Source organism: Streptomyces sp. NPDC035033 (assembly GCF_040636735.1).
GTDB lineage: Bacteria > Actinomycetota > Actinomycetes > Streptomycetales > Streptomycetaceae > Streptomyces.
This window is the reverse complement of the sequence record NZ_JBEZUZ010000002.1, coordinates 172172-188704: the sequence shown is the minus strand read 5'-3', so window position 1 is coordinate 188704 and position 16533 is coordinate 172172. Positions and strand designations below refer to the sequence as shown.

Below are 16533 nucleotides of genomic sequence, written 5' to 3'. Positions count from 1 at the left end.
GGCGCCGGCGTGACAAGTTCTCCATCCGGCACATTGTCGACATGGCAACTTGGCGTGAAGCGATCGATCGCCGGAAGATCGGCCCGCGCGGGCCCGTGCGGGCGCCCGCGGTGGCGAAGTGGCCGTACGCGTAGGGTACGACCCCGCGGAGCGGGGCTTTCCCGGGGGACCTCGGAAGGGTTGGCGTACCGTTTCGTCAAGGACGCGCCGGAAACTTCAAGTTGGCTGAAAACGTATGGGATCGGCTGTGCGAACCTGTCAACTCGACGGGGGTCCGCGGGGGCTTCCCGGCCCTCCGCTCAGCCGCGGCGCCCGCTCCCGGCGCCCTCCGCGCGCAGTCCGCGCTCCGCCCGGCGCAGCAGCAGCCGGCACGCGGCCGTCACCGAGACGAGCCCGAGCGCGGCCCCGCCGGCCCCGCCCAGCGAGGTCCCGAAGGCGACGAGGACCAGCGGGACCAGGACGCAGCAGAACACCGCCCAGCGGACCACGTCCCCCGCCGGGTCCGCGAGCCCCCCGCCGGCCCTCCCCGGCCCCGCGCCCGGCTCCGCCCCGGACTCCGCCGCCGGCCCCGCGGACCCGCCCGCCCCCGGGGCGGCGGGGGCCGCCGGGCCCGGCACCCGGGCGCGGCGGCGGGAGCGGACGGCGGGGACGGAGGGGGCGGACGCGGTGGGGGCGGAGGTGGACGGTGCGGGCACGGGCGGTCTCCCTGCGGCGGTGATCCGGACCTGTGGGGAACGAGGAACGGAACGCTCCGGTCACTCCGGGTGACGCCCGTTCGGCCTCCTGTCCGTCCCCCTCCCGGCCCTCGCCGGGCCGTCCGGGGGACGCCTGTAGGGCACATCCGGCATTGCCAGATGGTGAACCCCTCGTGCATGCTCCGGGGGACACCGCGCGCGCCGAGCCGCGCACGAGCGGTGAGCACGCCGGGCGCGGTACGGCGGGCCCTGGGCAGGAGAGGAGTGTCGCCGTACCCTTGGGGGTATGGGCTTGGGAAGATGATTCCCGGACACAGCTCCGCCGCCACCCGTTGTTCGCCCCCCTCCACCGTCCCTTCCCACGAGGACTTCCCTAGCCGAGACACCGATGGCCGGTCACGAATTCCCCGAACCCGCGGACCGCAAGCGCGTCGCCGACTCCACGGTCGACCCCCTCGCGGTGGAACAGCCACGCCACGCCTGCGACCCGGCCTTCCGGCACGGGGTGGTGGTCGGCTTCGACGGCTCCACGTCCAGTGAGCGCGCCCTGGCGTACGCCATCGGCATGGCCCGGCGCTCCGGCTCCGGCCTGATCATCGTCCACGTGGCCAACCGGCTCCCCACCACGGTGTGGGCGGGCTGCGAGCCGCCGGTCTTCGTCGACGTGCCGGACCACCGCACCGAGGTGCTGGGCCTTGAGCTGGCCTGCGCGGACCACCTCTCCGAGGTGCCGTGGATCCTGGTGGAGCGCGGCGGGGACATCTGCCACGAGCTGGAGGAGGTCGGCCGCGAGTACTCGGCCGACGCGATCGTGGTCGGCTCGACGCACGGGATCGTCGGCCGGATCTTCGGCTCGGTCGCCGGCCGGCTCGCGCGGCGCGCGCAGCGGCCCGTGATCGTCATCCCGTAGCCTCCCGGGCCCCCTCCGGAGCGCCGGACCCTCCGTCAACTCCCTTGTCACAGCGATAATTTCCGCCTGCCTCAGGTGATTTGTGCGCTTGTGAAGGGTAGTTAAAGGAGACCGGAACACAGCAGCTCACGCGGCAACACCGCTCGTTCGAAGGGAGCCCGTCGTGCACAAGGACGTCGCGTCGGGGAACGGCACCTCCACCCTCGGAAACCTCGCTCTCGGACTGACCCTCCTGGCCTTCGGCCTGGGCGGCACCGGGGTCATCGACAACGTCGCGGCAGCCGATGCCGCGGGCCTCGCCACCTGGGTCGGCGGCGTGGCGCTCTTCCTGGTCGGCCTGCTCGCCCTGCGCGCGGGCAGCACCGGCGACGGCACGGCCTTCGCGGCGCTCGGCGCCTTCTGGTTCACCTGGGGGACCGGAGTGGGCGGCGGCGCCTCGGCGGACGCGGCCGGTCTCTTCCTGCTCCTGTGGGCGCTGCTGGCGCTCACGCTGACGCTGGCCGCCAAGGGCGGCGGGGCCTTCGGGCAGGGCGTGTACGGCCTGCTGTTCGTCGCGCTGCTGCTCTCCGGCATCGCCGCGCTGGCGGGCAACGAGGGCCTGGGCAAGGCGGGCGGCTGGGTGGCCGCGCTCGCGGGCCTCGCGGCCTGGTACGGCGCCACGGCGGCGGTCGCCGGCTGGCCGACGGCCCTGGGCCGGGCGAGCGGCCGCAGCACGGCGGCGGCGTAACCGCGGCGGAACGGCGGAACGGCCCCCCGCGCTCCTGGGAAGCGCGGGGGGCCGTTCCTCGTGTCCGGTCGGTACCGCCGGGGGACAGGCCCGGCGTACGGCCCCGGGGGACAGGCCCGGGGCCGTGGCGTGCTCGGCGGGTGACAGGTCCCGCCGGGCGACTACTCGACCGTGACGGACTTGGCCAGGTTGCGCGGCTTGTCGATGTCGCGGCCCATGGCGAGGGCGGTGTGGTACGCGAAGAGCTGGAGCGGGATGCCCATGAGGATCGGGTCGAGCTCGTCCTCGTTCTTCGGCACGACGATGGTGTGGTCGGCCTTCTCCTGCGGCTGGTGCGCGACGGCGAGGATGCGGCCGGAGCGGGCCTTGATCTCCTCCAGGGCGGCGCGGTTCTTCTCCAGCAGGTCGTCGTCGGGGACGATCGCGACCGTCGGCAGGGCCGGCTCGATGAGGGCGAGCGGGCCGTGCTTCAGCTCGGAGGCCGGGTACGCCTCGGCGTGGATGTAGGAGATCTCCTTCAGCTTGAGGGAGGCCTCCAGGGCGACCGGGTAGCCCCGGACGCGGCCGATGAACATCATCGACTGGGCGCCGGCGTACTCGGCGGCGAGGCGCTTGATCTCGTCCTCGTCCTTGAGGATCTCCTCGATCTGCGCGGGCAGCTTGCGCAGGCCCTCGATGATCCGCTTGCCGTCGGTGACGGACAGGTCGCGGATGCGGCCGAGGTGCAGGGCGAGGAGCGCGAAGGCGACCACCGTGTTGGTGAAGCACTTGGTGGAGACGACGCAGACCTCGGGGCCCGCGTGGACGTAGACGCCGCCGTCGGCCTCGCGGGCGATGGCGGAGCCGACCACGTTGACCACGCCGAGGACGCGGGCGCCCTTGCGCTTGAGCTCCTGGACGGCGGCGAGCACGTCGTAGGTCTCGCCGGACTGGGAGACGGCGATGTAGAGGGTGTCGGGGTCGACGACCGGGTTGCGGTAGCGGAACTCGGAGGCCGGCTCGGCGTCGGCGGGGATGCGGGCCATGCCCTCGATGAGGGAGGCGCCGATCAGACCGGCGTGGTACGAGGTGCCGCAGCCGAGGATCTTGATGCGGCGGATGGTGCGGGCCTCGCGCGGGTCGAGGTTGAGGCCGCCGAGGTGCACGGTGGAGAAGCGGTCGTCGATCCGGCCGCGCAGCACGCGGTCGACCGCGTCGGGCTGCTCGGAGATCTCCTTGTGCATGTACGTGTCGTGGCCGCCCATGTCGTAGGAGGCGGCCTCCCACTCGACGGTCTCGGGGGTCGCCGTGGTGGAGGCGCCCGCGACCGTGTAGGTGCGGAAGTCGTCGGCCTTGAGGGTGGCCATCTCGCCGTCGTCGAGGGTGACGACCTGGCGGGTGTGGGCGATGAGCGCGGCCACGTCGGAGGCGACCAGCATCTCCTTCTCGCCGATGCCGAGGATGACCGGGGAGCCGTTGCGGGCGACGACGATGCGGTCGTTGAAGTCGGCGTGCATCACGGCGATGCCGTAGGTGCCCTCGATGACCTTGAGCGCGTCGCGGACCTTGTCCTCCAGGGTCTCGGCCTGGGAGCGGGCGACGAGGTGGGTGATGACCTCGGTGTCGGTCTCGGAGGCGAAGACGACGCCGTCGGCCTCCAGCTTGGCGCGGAGCTCCTGGGCGTTGTCGACGATGCCGTTGTGGACGACGGCGACCTTGTTCTCGGGGTCCAGGTGCGGGTGCGAGTTGTGGTCGCTCGGGGCGCCGTGGGTGGCCCAGCGGGTGTGCGCGATGCCGGTGGTGCCGGAGAAGCGCTTGGGGACGCGGGCTTCCAGGTCACGGACCCGGCCCTTGGCCTTGACCATCTTCAGCGCCGCGCTCTTCGGGCTGTTGATGACCATGCCGGCGGAGTCGTAGCCGCGGTACTCCAGGCGGGCCAGGCCCTCCAGGAGCAGCGGCGCCACGTCGCGCTTACCGATGTAACCGACAATTCCGCACATGTAGGAAACCCCTCCGGTTGGTGATGGTGGTGCTGCTCGGCCGTGGACGACAGCCGGACTAGCCGTAGACGATCCGGCGCAGCTGCCGGAGCGAGAGCTCCGGCGGCGCGACGGCCCGGTGCGGCAGTTCGGCCGAGATCCGTTCGAAGATCTCCGCGTTCACCGCTCCGCCGGACTGCAGCTCGCGGTGGCGGCGGCGGACGAACTCCTCGGTCGTCTCGTCGAAGTACGCCAGCACGTCGAGCACCACCCGGGCGGCCTCACCACGCTGGAGCGCGGTGCTCCGGACCAGATGGTCGATGAGGTCGTCATGGGACGGGCGGCGTTCGAGCACCCATGAATATTGAGGGGTGCTCGACGGTTCTCGCAAGAATCCTGCCCGAAATCGGGCAGGGACCGCATGATCATCGGCCCGGACACGCTTATTGGTCCATACCTTGACCCGGTGTGCGGGCGGCGGTACGCATGGTGACCCGCCCGTCACCGAAGGGGGCCCGCCCGTGAGACGGCACCTGATCACACCCGCGGTCCTGCTGCTCGCCGCCGCGCTCGGCTGCACGGAGGCGCCCCCGGCCGCCCCGGCCCAGGGCCCCGGACCGGCCGCCCCCGCCACCGAGCCCGACGTCCGCCCGCTCGGCCGGATCGTCCCGCTCCCCGCCTCCGTCACCCCCGGCGGCGCCCCCTACGCCCTCACCGCCGCCACCCGCATCGGCGTCCCCGGCGGCGACCCCGCCGTCCGGGCCGTCGCCGGACGGCTCGCCGCCCTGCTCCGCCCCGCCACCGGCTTCCGGCTCCCGGTCGTCACCGACCCGTCCGCGGACCTCGCCCTCCGCCTCGACCCGGCCGCCACCGCCCTCGGCGACGAGGGCTACCGGCTGCGCTCCGCGCCCGGCCGGCTCACCCTCACCGCCCGCACCCCCGCCGGCCTCTTCCGCGGCGTCCAGACCGTCCGCCAGCAGCTCCCCGCCGCCGTCGAACGGCGCACCGTCCAGCACCGGACCTGGAAGATCGCCGGCGGCACGATCACCGACGCCCCGCGCTTCCCCTACCGGGGCGCCATGCTCGACGTCGCCCGCCACTTCTTCACGGTCGACGAGGTGAAGGCGTACATCGACCGCATCACCCCCTACAAGTACAACGCTCTCCACCTCCACCTCACCGACGACCAGGGGTGGCGGCTCGCGATCGGCTCCCGGCCCGCGCTCACCGCCGTCGGCGCCGCCACCGAGGTCGGCGGCGGCCCCGGCGGCTTCTACACCCAGGACCAGTACCGCGAGATCGTCCGGTACGCCGCCGACCGGCACATCGAGGTGGTCCCCGAGATCGACATGCCCGGCCACACCAACGCCGCCCTCGTCTCCTACCCGGAACTGAACTGCGACGGGAAGGCCCCGAAGCCCCACACCGGCATCGAGGTCGGCTTCTCCACCCTCTGCGCCGGCAAGGAGGCCACGTACGCCTTCGCCGACGACGTCCTGCGCGAGGTCGCCGCCCTCACCCCCGGCCGGTACCTCCACATCGGCGGCGACGAGGCCAGGTCGACCGGCCCCGCCGACTACCGCACGATGACGGACCGCTTCCAGCGGCTCGTCACGGGGCACGGCAAGGAGGTCATGGCCTGGCACCAGCTCGCCGTCGACGCCGCCCCCGTCCCCGGCGCCCTGCTCCAGTACTGGGGACACGACCGCACCCCCGCCGGGGAGAAGGAGAAGGTCGCCGCCGCCGCGCGGGCCGGCGCCCGGATCGTCCTCTCGCCCGCCGACCGCGCCTACCTCGACATGAAGTACGCCGCCGACACCCCCCTCGGCCTGAAGTGGGCCGGCACCGTCTCCGTCCGCAGGGCGTACGAGTGGGACCCCGGCACCCACCTCCCCGGCGTCCCCGAGAGCGCCGTCCACGGCGTCGAGGCCCCGCTGTGGACCGAGACCCTCTCCACCCCCGCCCAGCTCGACACCATGGCCTTCCCCCGCCTCCCCGGCCTCGCCGAACTCGGCTGGTCCCCGGCCGGCGGCGGCGACTGGGAGGCGTACCGGGCGCGCCTCGCCGAACAGGCCCACCGCTTCGACGCCCTCGGCATCGCCTGGTACCGCGCGCCCGGGGTGCCCTGGCCGGCCCGGCCGTAGACGGATGCGAGCCCCGGCGGAGGACCGTACTCCGCCGGGGCTCGCACCGGTATGGGGGGGGATCAGGCGAACCGGGCGATCGGGTTCACCAGGTCGCCGACGAGCTGGAGCGCCGCCGACGGGTCCGCCAGGTCCACCATCTGCTTGTTGTTGCGCAGCTGGAGGCGGTTGAGCGCGGAGAGCGCGAAGGTCTCCGCGAACATGTCGTACTGCGCGAAGCGGTCCGCCAGCTCCGGCTTCGACTCCTGGTAGCCCTTCACGCAGTCGGCGACCGCCCGCCAGAAGACGTCCTCGGCGACCGTGCCCTCCGCCGCCAGGGTCGCGCCCATGAAGCGGAGGAAGCAGTCGAAGACGTCCGTGAAGACGGACAGCAGCTTCATGGACTCCGGGACCTCGGCGCGGATCCGCTCCACCGCCGGCGGCAGGACCGCGTCCGGGTCCATGACGCAGATCTCCTCGGCGATGTCCTTGAAGATCGCCCGGTCGACCGCGCCCCGCTCGTCCAGGACCAGGATCACGTTCTCGCCGTGCGGCATGTAGACCAGGTCGTAGGCGTAGAAGCAGTGCAGGACCGGCAGCAGGTAGGCGTCGAGGTACCGGCGCAGCCACTCCTCGGGCGCCAGGCCCGACTCCTTGATCAGCGCGCCCGCGAAGGACGCGCCCGCGTGGTCGACGTGGAGCAGCGAGGCCATCGTCGCGAGCCGCTCGCCCTCGGCGAGCCGCTCCACCGGCGACTCGCGCCACAGCGCCGCCAGCATCTTGCGGTACGGCGAGTAGCGGTCCGTCGCGGCCTCGTACTCCAGGTGCCGGTAGCCGACCGCCGCCCGCTCCCGGATGATCGAGAACCGGGCCGCCTTCAGCACGTCGTCCGCGTCGATCAGCTGCGCCAGCCAGTCGTTGATCGCCGGCGTCGCCTCCATGTACGCCGCCGAGAGGCCCCGCATGAAGCCCATGTTGAGGACCGACAGGGCGGTCTTCACGTAGTGCTTGGCCGGGTCGGCGGTGTTGAAGAAGGTGCGGATCGACTGCTGGGCCAGGTAGGCGTCCTCGCCCTCGCCCAGGTACACCAGGCGCTGCTGGGCCACCTCGGCGGCGAAGGTCACCGACAGCTTGTTCCACCACTGCCAGGGGTGGGCCGGCATGAGGAGGTAGTCGGCGAGGTCCAGGCCGCGCTCCGCGAGGATCCCGGCGAAGCGGTCCACGGCCGCGTCGCCCAGCTCGGCGCGGATGAAGGCGTCGTACTCGATGCCCGCGCCGGCCGTGAAGGCGGCCCGGTCGCGGCGGGCGGCCAGCCAGACCAGGCGGATCGGGCTCGCCGCCTCGGGGGCGTAGGCCAGGTACTCGTCGACGCCGAAGCCGAGGCGGCCGTTGTTGGCGACGAAGCAGGGGTGGCCCTCGGTCATCCCGGTCTCGATCGCCTGGAAGTCCGCGCGGGCCAGCTCGGCGGCGGTCACCCGGGGCTTGGTCGCCTTGTAGGCGGTGCCGGCCAGGGTGGAGGAGATCTCCTCCAGGTAGACCGGCAGGATCTCGTCGCTCAGGCCCAGCGCGCCGCGCAGCTCGGTGACGAACTGGAGGGCGTCCAGCGGCAGCTGCTCGTCGCCCCGGTGGCGGCTGATCGACTCGGGGTAGACCTGCCAGTGGTCGAGGGCGAAGCGGTCCGCCGTGAAGCGGTACTCGGTGACGCCGTCGTCGGCGAGCACCCGGTAGCGGGACTCGCCCAGCTCCTGGGGGTTCAGCAGCCGCTCGTGGGCGAACTCGGCGAGCCCCTTGCGGATCAGCGCGCGGTTGGCGTCGGCCCAGCGCTCGGGGGTGAGGTGGGCGACGGGGTCGGTGGCGACCGGGCGGCTCATATCGCGGCTCCCACGGCGGACTCGAACTGGGCGCGGGTGCAGAAGCTCAGCAGGGCCTTCTTCTCCGGCTTCTGGATCTCGCGCTCGGGCACGAAGCCGACGGCCTCGTTGAGCGCGTGCACGGCCTTGTTGCGGACGTCGGGCTCGACGACCACGCGGGCGGTCGCCGGGTCGGCGAACAGCTCGGCCATCACGGCGGTGATCACCGTGCGGGTGAAGCCGTGCACGGGGGTGTCGGTGGGCGCGACGAGGAAGTGCATGCCGACGTCGCCCGGCTGCGCCTCGTAGAGCCCGACCAGCTCCACCCGGGAGGGGTCGTACCGCTCCATGAGGAAGGCGGGCTCGCCGTCGACGAGGCCGATGAAGGCGTCGTGGTGCGGGTGGGCGGCGATCTCCATGTAGGCGCGCTCCACGTCCTGGAGCTTGGCGTCCTGCATCATCCAGAAGGCGGCCTTGGGGTGGGTCACCCACGGGTGGATGAGCTCCGCGTCCCGGAGCGGGTCGAGCGGGCGGATCTGGACGGTCATACGGCGAACTCCTGGAACGCGATGGTCTTCTCTACGGGGTAGTACTCGGTCCCCAGCATCGCCCCGATGATGTACGCGTTGCGGTACGCCCCCATGCCCAGGTCGGGCGAGGTGATGGAGTGGGTGTGGACGCCGGCGTTCTGGAGGAAGACCTCGCGGCCGGTGGTGTCGACCGCGTAGTTGCGGGCGACGTCGAAGCGGCCCTGCCCGTCGAAGCGGAGGCGGTCCCTCAGCGGCTCCAGGAAGGCGGGGACGGCGTACTTGTAGCCGGTGGCGAGGATCAGGCCCTCGGTCTCGATCTCGTACTCCTTCTCCTGCTCCTCCTGTCGGAAGCCGAGGGTGTACGTGCCGCTCGCCCCGTCGTACGAGGCGGTGTGCAGCGCGGAGTTGGTGAGGAGCCGGGTGGGGACCGGGCCGGCGAAGTTCTTCTGGTAGAGCAGGTCGAAGATGGCGTCGATGAGGTCGCCGTTGATGCCCTTGAAGAGGCCCTTCTGCTCGGACTCCAGGCGGTAGCGGGTCTCCTCGGGGAGCGCGTGGAAGTAGTCCACGTACTCGGGGGAGGTCATCTCCAGGGTGAGCTTGGTGTACTCCAGCGGGAAGAAGCGCGGGGAGCGGGTCACCCAGTTCAGCTTGTAGCCGTGGACGTCGATCTCGGAGAGGAGGTCGTAGTAGATCTCGGCGGCGGACTGGCCGCTGCCGACGATCGTGATCGACTTCTTGCGCTGGAGGGCTTCCTTGTTCGGCACGTAGCGCGAGTTGTGGATCAGGTCGCCGCCCAGCTCCCGGCAGGGGTCGGGGAGGTACGGCGGGGTGCCGGTGCCGAGGACGATCCGGCGGGCGCGGAACGTTTCTCCGGCCTCGGTGGTGACGACGTACACCTCGCCGGCCCCGTCGTACGAGACGGCCGAGACGGTGGTGGAGAAGCGGATCGAGGAGACCTTGGCGGCGGCCCAGCGGCAGTAGTCGTTGTACTCGGCGCGCAGCGGGTAGAAGTTCTCGCGGATGTAGAACGAGTACAGCCGGCCCTTCTCCTTCAGGTAGTTGAGGAAGGAGTACGGCGAGGTCGGGTCGGCGAGCGTCACCAGGTCCGACATGAACGGCGTCTGGAGGTGGGCGCCTTCGAGGAACATGCCCGAGTGCCACTCGAAGTCCGGCTTGGACTCCAGGAAGAGGCCGTTCAGTTCCTCGATGGGCTCGGTCAGGCAGGCGAGTCCGAGGTTGAACGGACCGAGCCCGATCCCGATGAAGTCGTGGATCTCAGCGATCTCAGGCGTGGACAAGGTTCTCTCCCAGGTACTGCTCGGCGTGGCCGGCGATCAGATCGAGGACGGCGGCGATGTCGGACGCCGTGGTCTCGGGGTTGAGCAAGGTGAACTTGAGGTACTGGCGGCCGTCGACCTTGGTGCCGGCGACGACGGCCTCGCCCGAGGCGAAGAGCGCCTTGCGGGCGTAGAGGTTGGCGCGGTCGATCTCGGCGGGCGAGGTCACGGCCTCGGGGACGTAGCGGTAGACGAGGGTGGACAGCTGCGGCTCCACGACCACGTCGTAGCGCGGGTCGGCGGCGAGCAGGTCGTACCCGGCGCGGGCCAGGTCGCAGACCTCGTCGAAGAGCTCGCCGACGCCGTCCGCGCCCATGACGCGCAGGGTCATCCACAGTTTGAGGGCGTCGAAGCGGCGGGTGGTCTGGAGCGACTTGTCGACCTGGTTGGGGATCTGCTCGGCCACGGTGCGCCGGGGGTTGAGGTAGTCGGCGTGGTAGGTGGCGTGGCGCAGGGTGGCCCCGTCGCGGACCAGCACGGCGGAGGAACTCACCGGCTGGAAGAAGGACTTGTGGTAGTCGACGGTGACGGAGTCGGCGTGCTCGATGCCGTCGAGGAGGTGGCGGCGCTTCAGGGAGGTGAGCAGGCCGCAGCCGTAGGCGGCGTCGACGTGCATCCAGGCGCCGTACTCCTCGGCGAGGGCGGCGATCTCGGGCAGCGGGTCGATGGAGCCGAAGTCGGTGGTGCCGGCGGTGGCGACGATCGCCATCGGGACGAGGCCCTCGGCGCGGCAGGTCTCCAGCTCGGCGGCGAGGACGACGGACTGCATCCGCCGGTTCTTGTCGACCGGGATCGAGATGACCGCGTCGCGGCCGAGGCCGAGGAGGGTGGCCGACTTCTGGACGGAGAAGTGGCTGCACTCGGAGGAGAAGATCCGCAGTTTCGACAGGTCGGCGGTGCCGGTCTCCTCGCGGGCGAGCAGCAGCGCCTGGAGGTTGGACTGGGTGCCGCCGCTGGTGAAGACGCCGTCGGCGAGCGGGCCGAGGCCGATGCGGGCGGCGGTCCAGTCGATCAGCTTGCGCTCGATGAGGGTGCCGCCGGCGGACTGGTCCCAGGTGTCCAGGGAGGAGTTGACGGCCGAGAGGACGGCCTCGCCGAGGACGGCGGGGATGACCACCGGGCAGTTGAGGTGGCCGAGGTAGCGCGGGTGGTGGAAGTAGACCGCGTCGCGGAGGTAGACGTCCTCCAGCTCGTCGAGGGCGGCGGAGGCGTCCCCGAGGGGGCGGTCGAGGTCCACGGCGTCGATCACGGGCGCCAGCTCCGCGGGGGTGACGCCGGTGAACGGGCCGCGCGTCGTGGCGAGTTTCCTCGCCACCCGCTCGACTCCTTCGGTGACGGAGCGCCGGTAGCTCTCCGCCGTCGTGTCGTTGAGCAGGTGCGAACGCATGTGGGGGCCCTTCCGGGACGGGGACGCGGAATACGCAACCGTTGGTGCTTAAGTAAGGTTAGCCTAACCTAATTTCTTATGACAACAGCCCCCCAACCGGTGAAGGTTGAGGGGCTGTGAGGTGAATCGTCCGATTCATGGAGCCGTGACGGACGTCTCGTCCCGCTCCGCGTCCTGCGCCGTCTCGTCCGGCACCTCGCGCAGGGCGTCCTCGGACAGGCCCTTGCGCCAGTAGCCCACGAACGTCACCCGGCGCCGGTCGAGCCCGCGCTCGCGCACGAAGTGCCGCCGCAGCGCCTTGACCGCGCCGGACTCGCCCGCGATCCACACGTACGGCGACTCCCCGGGCAGCTCCGCGCCCGCGACCGCCTCCGGGCCGGAGGGCGCGCCCTCCTCCCGGACCAGCCAGGTGACGGTGGCGTCCGCCTCCGTCGCCAGCTCCATCCGGTCGCCGGAGTACGGCACTTCGAGGTAGACCTGGGCGCGGGTCTCGGCCGGCAGCCACTCCAGGATCGCGGAGGCGGCGGGCAGCGCCGTCTCGTCCGCCCAGATCAGCACGGAGTCGGCGTCCTCCGGCAGCCGGAAGCGGACACCGGTGTTGTCCGCGACCGCCGGGCCGAGCACGACCACCCGGTCACCGGGCTTCGCGTGCTGCGCCCAGCGGCAGGCCGGGCCGCCGTCCTCGTGGACGGCGAAGTCGATGTCGACCTCGTTCACCGGCTCGGTGCGCTGCTCCCGGACCGTGTACGAGCGCATCACGGCCCGGACGTCGTCGGGCATGGCCCGCCAGGCGCCCAGGATCGCGTACATGTCCGGATTGTCCAGAGGCGGCAGGACCGGCGCCTCCTGGCCGGGGTGCGGCAGGAAGAGCGAGAGGGACTGGTCGCGCCCGCCGGCGGCGAAGCGCTTCAGGTCCTCCCCGGTGAAGGTGACGCGGACCAGCGACGGGCCGAGCCGCCGCGTCCGGTCGACCTGGAGGGAGAAGAACTGGAACGGGGCGGTCTCGGCGTTCGTCATGGGGTCAGGCCACCTTCTTCGCGTTCTCCAGGGCGGTCGCCAGGTCCTCCAGGAGCGGGGCGCACTTGGCGTAGGAGTAGACGGGCTCGGTCACGCGCGGGAAGACCTGGCCGGCCTTGACGGCGGGCAGCGCGGCCCAGGTCGGCTTGGCCTTCAGCTGCTCCGGCTGGAGGGTGCCGGTGCGGTTGTCGAGGAGGATGACGTCGGCCTTGTACTTGTCGACGTTCTCCCAGCTGAGGAGCTCGAACCAGCCGGACGGGTCCAGCTTCGTCGGGACGACGATGTTGATGCCCAGCTCCTGGAAGAAGAGCGTGTCGGTCGGGCGGACCGGGGTGGAGACGTAGAAGGTGTCCGGGGAGCCGGAGCCGATGAGGACCTTGATGTCCTTCTTGCCCTGGGCGACCTTGCGCAGGCGCTCGGCGGCGGCCTCGAAGCGGGCCTTGTCCTTCTTCACCCGCTCGCTGTTCACGTCGGCGCCGAGGGAGGCGGCCAGGTCGGCGTGGCGCTGGAGCACGGACGGCATCGTCCGGCCGGAGGCCCACAGGGCGACGCTCGGCGCGATCTTCAGGATCTTGGCCTTCTGCTCCTCCGGCACGTACCAGAGGGCGTCCTTCTCCCACATGTCGGTGATGAGGACCTCGGGCTGGAGCTTGAGGTACTCCTCGATGTTGAACTCGCCCCAGACGTTGCCGATGACCTTCACCTTGGCGATGTCGAGGTCGCCGGCCTGGACGTCGGGCTTCTTCGCCTTGGTCTTCGGGTCCTCGACGTAGGTCGGGCCGAAGACGCCGGTGACCTCGACGCCGAAGTCCTTGAGGGCGGCGGCCATGCCGGTGAAGGCGACGATGTTCTTCGGCACCGACTTCGTCTTCACGGTCTGGCCGCGGTCGTCCTTGAACTCCCAGGAGCCGGACTTGGCGGCGGACGAAGAGGAGCCGTCGCTCTTCTTCTTGTCGCCGTCGCCGCAGGCGGCGAGCACGGCGCCGAGCCCGAGGGCGCCGCCCGCGGCGAGGATGCCGCGGCGGGAGAGGGAGGTGGCTCGGGCGTTGCTGGGCATGGCGGAGTCGCTTTCGGTACGTGCCGGGGTCGGCCTGGGCAAGTCGAGGGTAGGTTAGCCTAACCTCATTCGGATCAACAGGGTCGGTCCCGCTTCCGCGGTGTGAGGAGCGCTACTCCTGACGAGGTGCCCGGCCCCCGCGGCGCGGCGCGCCGCCGCGCCCGTCCCCGGGCCCCGCCGCAGGGTTGACGGGGTGACGACCTCCGAAGCGAGAACCGGCCCGCGGCGCGGTCAGGGGCGGCCGGCCCCGGCCGGGCCGCGGCCCCGCACCGGCCCGTGGCCCCTCGTCGCCGTCGCGGCCGCCTTCGTCCTCGCCCAACTCGCCCTGTCCGTACCGGGAACCGGCCTCGGCTGGGACGAGGCGGTGTACGTCAGCCAGGTCGGCGGCAACGCCCCGCCGGCCTACTTCAGCGCGCCCCGCGCCCGGGGCGTCACCTACCTCGTCGCCCCCGTCGCCGCGTTCACCGCCTCCACCGCCGTCCTCCGCCTCTACCTCGCCCTGCTCTCCGGCGCCGCGCTGTTCGGCGCGCTGTGGGTGTGGCGCCCGCTGCTGCCCGCCCGGGTGCTCGTCCTCGCGGGCGCCCTCTTCGCGAGCCTGTGGGTCACCCTCTTCTACGGCCCGCGCGTGATGCCCAACCTGTGGTGCGCCTTCGGGGCCCTGGCGGCCGCCGGCTGCCTCCTGCGCGCGGCCGGCCCGGCGGCCCGCCCCCGGTGGGCGCTCGCCGGGCTCGGGGCCGCCGTCGCCGCCGTCACCCTGCTGCGGCCCGCCGACGGCCTCTGGCTCGCGCTGCCGCTCCTCGCCGCCGCGCTCCTCCTCCCCGGCCTCCGGCCGCGCCCCGCGGCCGCGGCCGCGACCGTCGCCGGGCTGCTGCTCGGCGCCGTCCCCTGGGTCGTGGAGGCGTACGCGTCCTACGGCGGGCTCGCCGCCCGGCTGCACCGGGCGGGGGAGATCCAGGGCACCCTGGGCTGGTACTTCTCCGTCGACGACCACGTGCGGGCGCTGGCCGGCCGCACCCTGTGCCGGCCGTGCGACATCCCCTGGGCGCACCCGGCGACGGCGCTGTGGTGGTTCGTGCTGCCGCTCGCGGTCCTCGGCGGCCTGGCCGGCGCGGTCCGGGCCGGCCGGGGGACCGCCGCCGTCCTCGCGACCGTCACCGCCGCCTCCCTCGCCTTCCCGTACCTCTTCACGGTCGGCTACGCGGCCCCCCGCTTCCTGCTGCCGGCGTACGCCCTCCTCGCCCTGCCCGCCGCCGAGTGCGTCCTGTTCCTGACCGGCGCGGTGCGCCCCGCCCGCCGGCCGCTCGTCGCGGGGCTGCTCGCCGCCTGCTTCCTCGCCCACGCCGCCGTGCAGTACGCCGTCCTGGCGCGGGCCGTCGGCTACAGCCGCTCCGTCCGCGCCCAGTTCACCGGGATCGCCGCCGCCCTGCACGACCTCGGCGTCCGGCCGCCCTGCACGGTCACCGGCCGCGAGTACGTCCCGATCGGCTACTACACCGGCTGTTCCTCCCGCCAGCCGCGCGGCCACGACGGCAGCATCACCGAGGCCGGCCTCGCCGAACTCGCCCGGCACCGGCCGCTCGCCGTCGTCGTCCACGCCGGCAAGGCCCCGCCGGCCTACGCCGAGGACTGGCCCGCCACCCGGCTGCCGTCCGCCCCCGGCTGGCGCGCCTTCGACGCCTACGTCTCGCCCGGCACGCGGCCGGGCCCCCGGTGAGGAACGGCCGGGCCCGCCACCCCGGGAGGGGGCGGCGGGCCTGGACGGTCCGCGGGGTGCCGTGCGGTCAGGCCGGGAGGCCCAGCTCCCGGGCGATCAGCATCCGCTGGACCTCGCTGGTGCCCTCGCCGATCTCCAGGATCTTCGAGTCGCGCCACATGCGGGCCACCGGGTACTCGTTCATGAAGCCGTAGCCGCCGTGGATCTGGGTCGCCTCGCGGGCGTTGTCCACCGCCACCGTCGAGGAGTACAGCTTCGCGATCGCCGCCTCCTTCTTGAACGGCTCGCCCAGCACCAGGCGGGAGGCCGCGTCCCGCCAGCCGATCCGGGCCATGTGGGCCTTCGTCTCCATGTCGGCGATCTTGAACTGGACGGCCTGGTAGGTGCTGATCGGCGCACCGAAGGCGTGACGTTCCTTCGCGTACTTCACCGACTCGTCCACACAGCCCTGCGCCAGCCCGGTCGCGAGCGCCGCGATCGCGACCCGGCCCTCGTCGAGGATCCGCAGGAACTGGGCGTAGCCGCGGCCCTCCTCGCCGAGGAGGTTCTCCACCGGCACGCGCACGTCGTCGAAGGAGAGCTCGCGGGTGTCCGAGGCGTTCCAGCCGACCTTCGAGTAGGGCGCGGCGACGGTGAAGCCGGGGGTGCCGGCCGGGACGATGATCGAGGAGATCAGCGGACGGCCGTCCGGCTTGCGGCCGGTGACCGCCGTGACCGTCACCAGACCCGTGATGTCCGTGCCGGAGTTGGTGATGAAGCACTTCGAGCCGTTGATGACCCAGTGGTCGCCGTCGCGGACCGCCGTGGTGCGGGTGCCGCCCGCGTCCGAGCCGGCGCCCGGCTCGGTCAGGCCGAAGGCGCCCAGCATCTCGCCGGCGCACAGCTTCGGCAGCCACGCGCGCTTCTGCTCCTCGGTGCCGAAGCGGTAGACCGGCATGGCGCCGAGCGAGACGCCCGCCTCCAGGGTGATGGCGACGGAGGAGTCGACCCGGGCCAGCTCCTCCAGGGCGATGCCGAGGGCGAGGTAGTCGCCGCCCATGCCGCCGTACTCCTCCGGGAACGGCAGGCCGAACAGGCCCATGCGGCCCATCTCGGCGACGATCTCGTACGGGAACTCGTGCCGCTCGTAGTAGTCGCCGATCTTCGGCGCCACCACGTCGTGGGCGAACTGCTCGACGGTGCGGCGCAGTTCCTCGTGCTCGTCGGAGAGCCGGTGGTCGAGGGACAT

14 protein-coding genes are annotated in these 16533 nt (G+C 72.3%); 4 read left to right on the top strand and 10 right to left on the bottom strand.

Translation table 11 applies throughout. The annotated features are described in order from the left end of the window. Positions 1-299 precede the first annotated feature (299 nt). The gene (locus tag AB0E83_RS02225; RefSeq protein ID WP_362104531.1) at positions 300-695 is read right to left on the bottom strand and encodes a hypothetical protein; all 396 of its coding nucleotides are present in this window, start codon (positions 693-695) and stop codon (positions 300-302) included. A 388-nt stretch (positions 696-1083) separates the two neighbouring features. Between AB0E83_RS02225 and AB0E83_RS02220 the strand changes: the two genes are divergently transcribed. Together AB0E83_RS02220 and AB0E83_RS02215 are read left to right on the top strand one after the other, a co-directional pair. Continuing rightward, on the top strand, positions 1084-1605 hold the full coding sequence (locus AB0E83_RS02220) for a universal stress protein (protein WP_123452601.1): 522 nt from the start codon (positions 1084-1086) through the stop codon (positions 1603-1605). A gap of 163 nt (positions 1606-1768) precedes the next feature. Further along, positions 1769-2332, top strand: coding sequence for a GPR1/FUN34/YaaH family transporter (locus AB0E83_RS02215; RefSeq protein ID WP_362104529.1), 564 nt, complete (start codon positions 1769-1771; stop codon positions 2330-2332). A gap of 161 nt (positions 2333-2493) precedes the next feature. On the opposite strand, the gene glmS is transcribed toward AB0E83_RS02215, so the two are convergent. Next, positions 2494-4311, bottom strand: a complete 1818-nt coding sequence (glmS, locus tag AB0E83_RS02210; RefSeq protein WP_362104527.1) for a glutamine--fructose-6-phosphate transaminase (isomerizing) — start codon at positions 4309-4311, stop codon at positions 2494-2496. Between the two features lie 58 nt (positions 4312-4369). After that, entirely contained in the window at positions 4370-4645 is a 276-nt protein-coding gene (locus AB0E83_RS02205; RefSeq protein WP_030324756.1) for a hypothetical protein, read from the bottom strand. Positions 4646-4811: 166 nt separating this feature from the next. On the opposite strand from AB0E83_RS02205, the gene AB0E83_RS02200 reads away from it, so the two are divergent. Further along, entirely contained in the window at positions 4812-6434 is a 1623-nt protein-coding gene (locus tag AB0E83_RS02200; RefSeq protein WP_362104525.1) for a beta-N-acetylhexosaminidase, read from the top strand. A gap of 62 nt (positions 6435-6496) precedes the next feature. Here AB0E83_RS02200 and AB0E83_RS02195 read toward each other — a convergent pair whose 3' ends face one another. The 6 genes from AB0E83_RS02195 to AB0E83_RS02170 all read right to left on the bottom strand — a co-directional run bounded on the left by AB0E83_RS02195 (position 6497) and on the right by AB0E83_RS02170 (position 13591). After that, complete coding sequence (locus tag AB0E83_RS02195; RefSeq protein ID WP_362104523.1) at positions 6497-8284, bottom strand: IucA/IucC family siderophore biosynthesis protein; 1788 nt, start codon at positions 8282-8284, stop codon at positions 6497-6499. After that, entirely contained in the window at positions 8281-8811 is a 531-nt protein-coding gene (locus AB0E83_RS02190) for a GNAT family N-acetyltransferase (RefSeq protein ID WP_362104521.1), read from the bottom strand. Before AB0E83_RS02190 ends, AB0E83_RS02195 begins: the two co-directional genes overlap by 4 nt. Then, positions 8808-10091: a SidA/IucD/PvdA family monooxygenase gene (locus AB0E83_RS02185; RefSeq protein WP_362104519.1), complete on the bottom strand. Its 1284-nt coding sequence runs from the start codon at positions 10089-10091 to the stop codon at positions 8808-8810. Before AB0E83_RS02185 ends, AB0E83_RS02190 begins: the two co-directional genes overlap by 4 nt. Beyond that, on the bottom strand, positions 10078-11517 hold the full coding sequence (locus AB0E83_RS02180) for an aspartate aminotransferase family protein (RefSeq protein ID WP_362104517.1): 1440 nt from the start codon (positions 11515-11517) through the stop codon (positions 10078-10080). Before AB0E83_RS02180 ends, AB0E83_RS02185 begins: the two co-directional genes overlap by 14 nt. A gap of 135 nt (positions 11518-11652) precedes the next feature. Continuing rightward, the gene (locus AB0E83_RS02175) at positions 11653-12534 is read right to left on the bottom strand and encodes a siderophore-interacting protein (RefSeq protein WP_362104515.1); all 882 of its coding nucleotides are present in this window, start codon (positions 12532-12534) and stop codon (positions 11653-11655) included. A 4-nt stretch (positions 12535-12538) separates the two neighbouring features. Continuing rightward, positions 12539-13591 carry an ABC transporter substrate-binding protein gene (locus AB0E83_RS02170; protein ID WP_362104513.1) on the bottom strand — a complete coding sequence of 351 codons (1053 nt, stop codon included), beginning with the start codon at positions 13589-13591 and terminating at the stop codon, positions 12539-12541. A gap of 193 nt (positions 13592-13784) precedes the next feature. Between AB0E83_RS02170 and AB0E83_RS02165 the strand changes: the two genes are divergently transcribed. Further along, a complete protein-coding gene (locus AB0E83_RS02165; RefSeq protein ID WP_362104512.1) occupies positions 13785-15305 on the top strand; it encodes a hypothetical protein in 1521 nt (506 codons plus the stop codon). Between the two features lie 67 nt (positions 15306-15372). Here the strand turns inward: AB0E83_RS02165 and AB0E83_RS02160 are convergent, their stop codons facing one another. Continuing rightward, the gene (locus AB0E83_RS02160) at positions 15373-16533 is read right to left on the bottom strand and encodes an acyl-CoA dehydrogenase family protein (protein ID WP_362104510.1); all 1161 of its coding nucleotides are present in this window, start codon (positions 16531-16533) and stop codon (positions 15373-15375) included.

Bases quoted from the DNA above. Each gene is read 5' to 3' on its own strand.
- AB0E83_RS02180 (WP_362104517.1), bottom strand. From the start codon at position 11,517: ATGCGTTCGCACCTGCTCAACGACACGACGGCGGAGAGCTACCGGCGC.
- AB0E83_RS02195 (WP_362104523.1), bottom strand. From the start codon at position 8,284: ATGAGCCGCCCGGTCGCCACCGACCCCGTCGCCCACCTCACCCCCGAG.
- glmS (WP_362104527.1), bottom strand. From the start codon at position 4,311: ATGTGCGGAATTGTCGGTTACATCGGTAAGCGCGACGTGGCGCCGCTG.
- AB0E83_RS02175 (WP_362104515.1), bottom strand. From the start codon at position 12,534: ATGACGAACGCCGAGACCGCCCCGTTCCAGTTCTTCTCCCTCCAGGTC.
- AB0E83_RS02220 (WP_123452601.1), top strand. From the start codon at position 1,084: ATGGCCGGTCACGAATTCCCCGAACCCGCGGACCGCAAGCGCGTCGCC.
- AB0E83_RS02170 (WP_362104513.1), bottom strand. From the start codon at position 13,591: ATGCCCAGCAACGCCCGAGCCACCTCCCTCTCCCGCCGCGGCATCCTC.
- AB0E83_RS02190 (WP_362104521.1), bottom strand. From the start codon at position 8,811: ATGACCGTCCAGATCCGCCCGCTCGACCCGCTCCGGGACGCGGAGCTC.
- AB0E83_RS02160 (WP_362104510.1), bottom strand. From the start codon at position 16,533: ATGTCCCTCGACCACCGGCTCTCCGACGAGCACGAGGAACTGCGCCGC.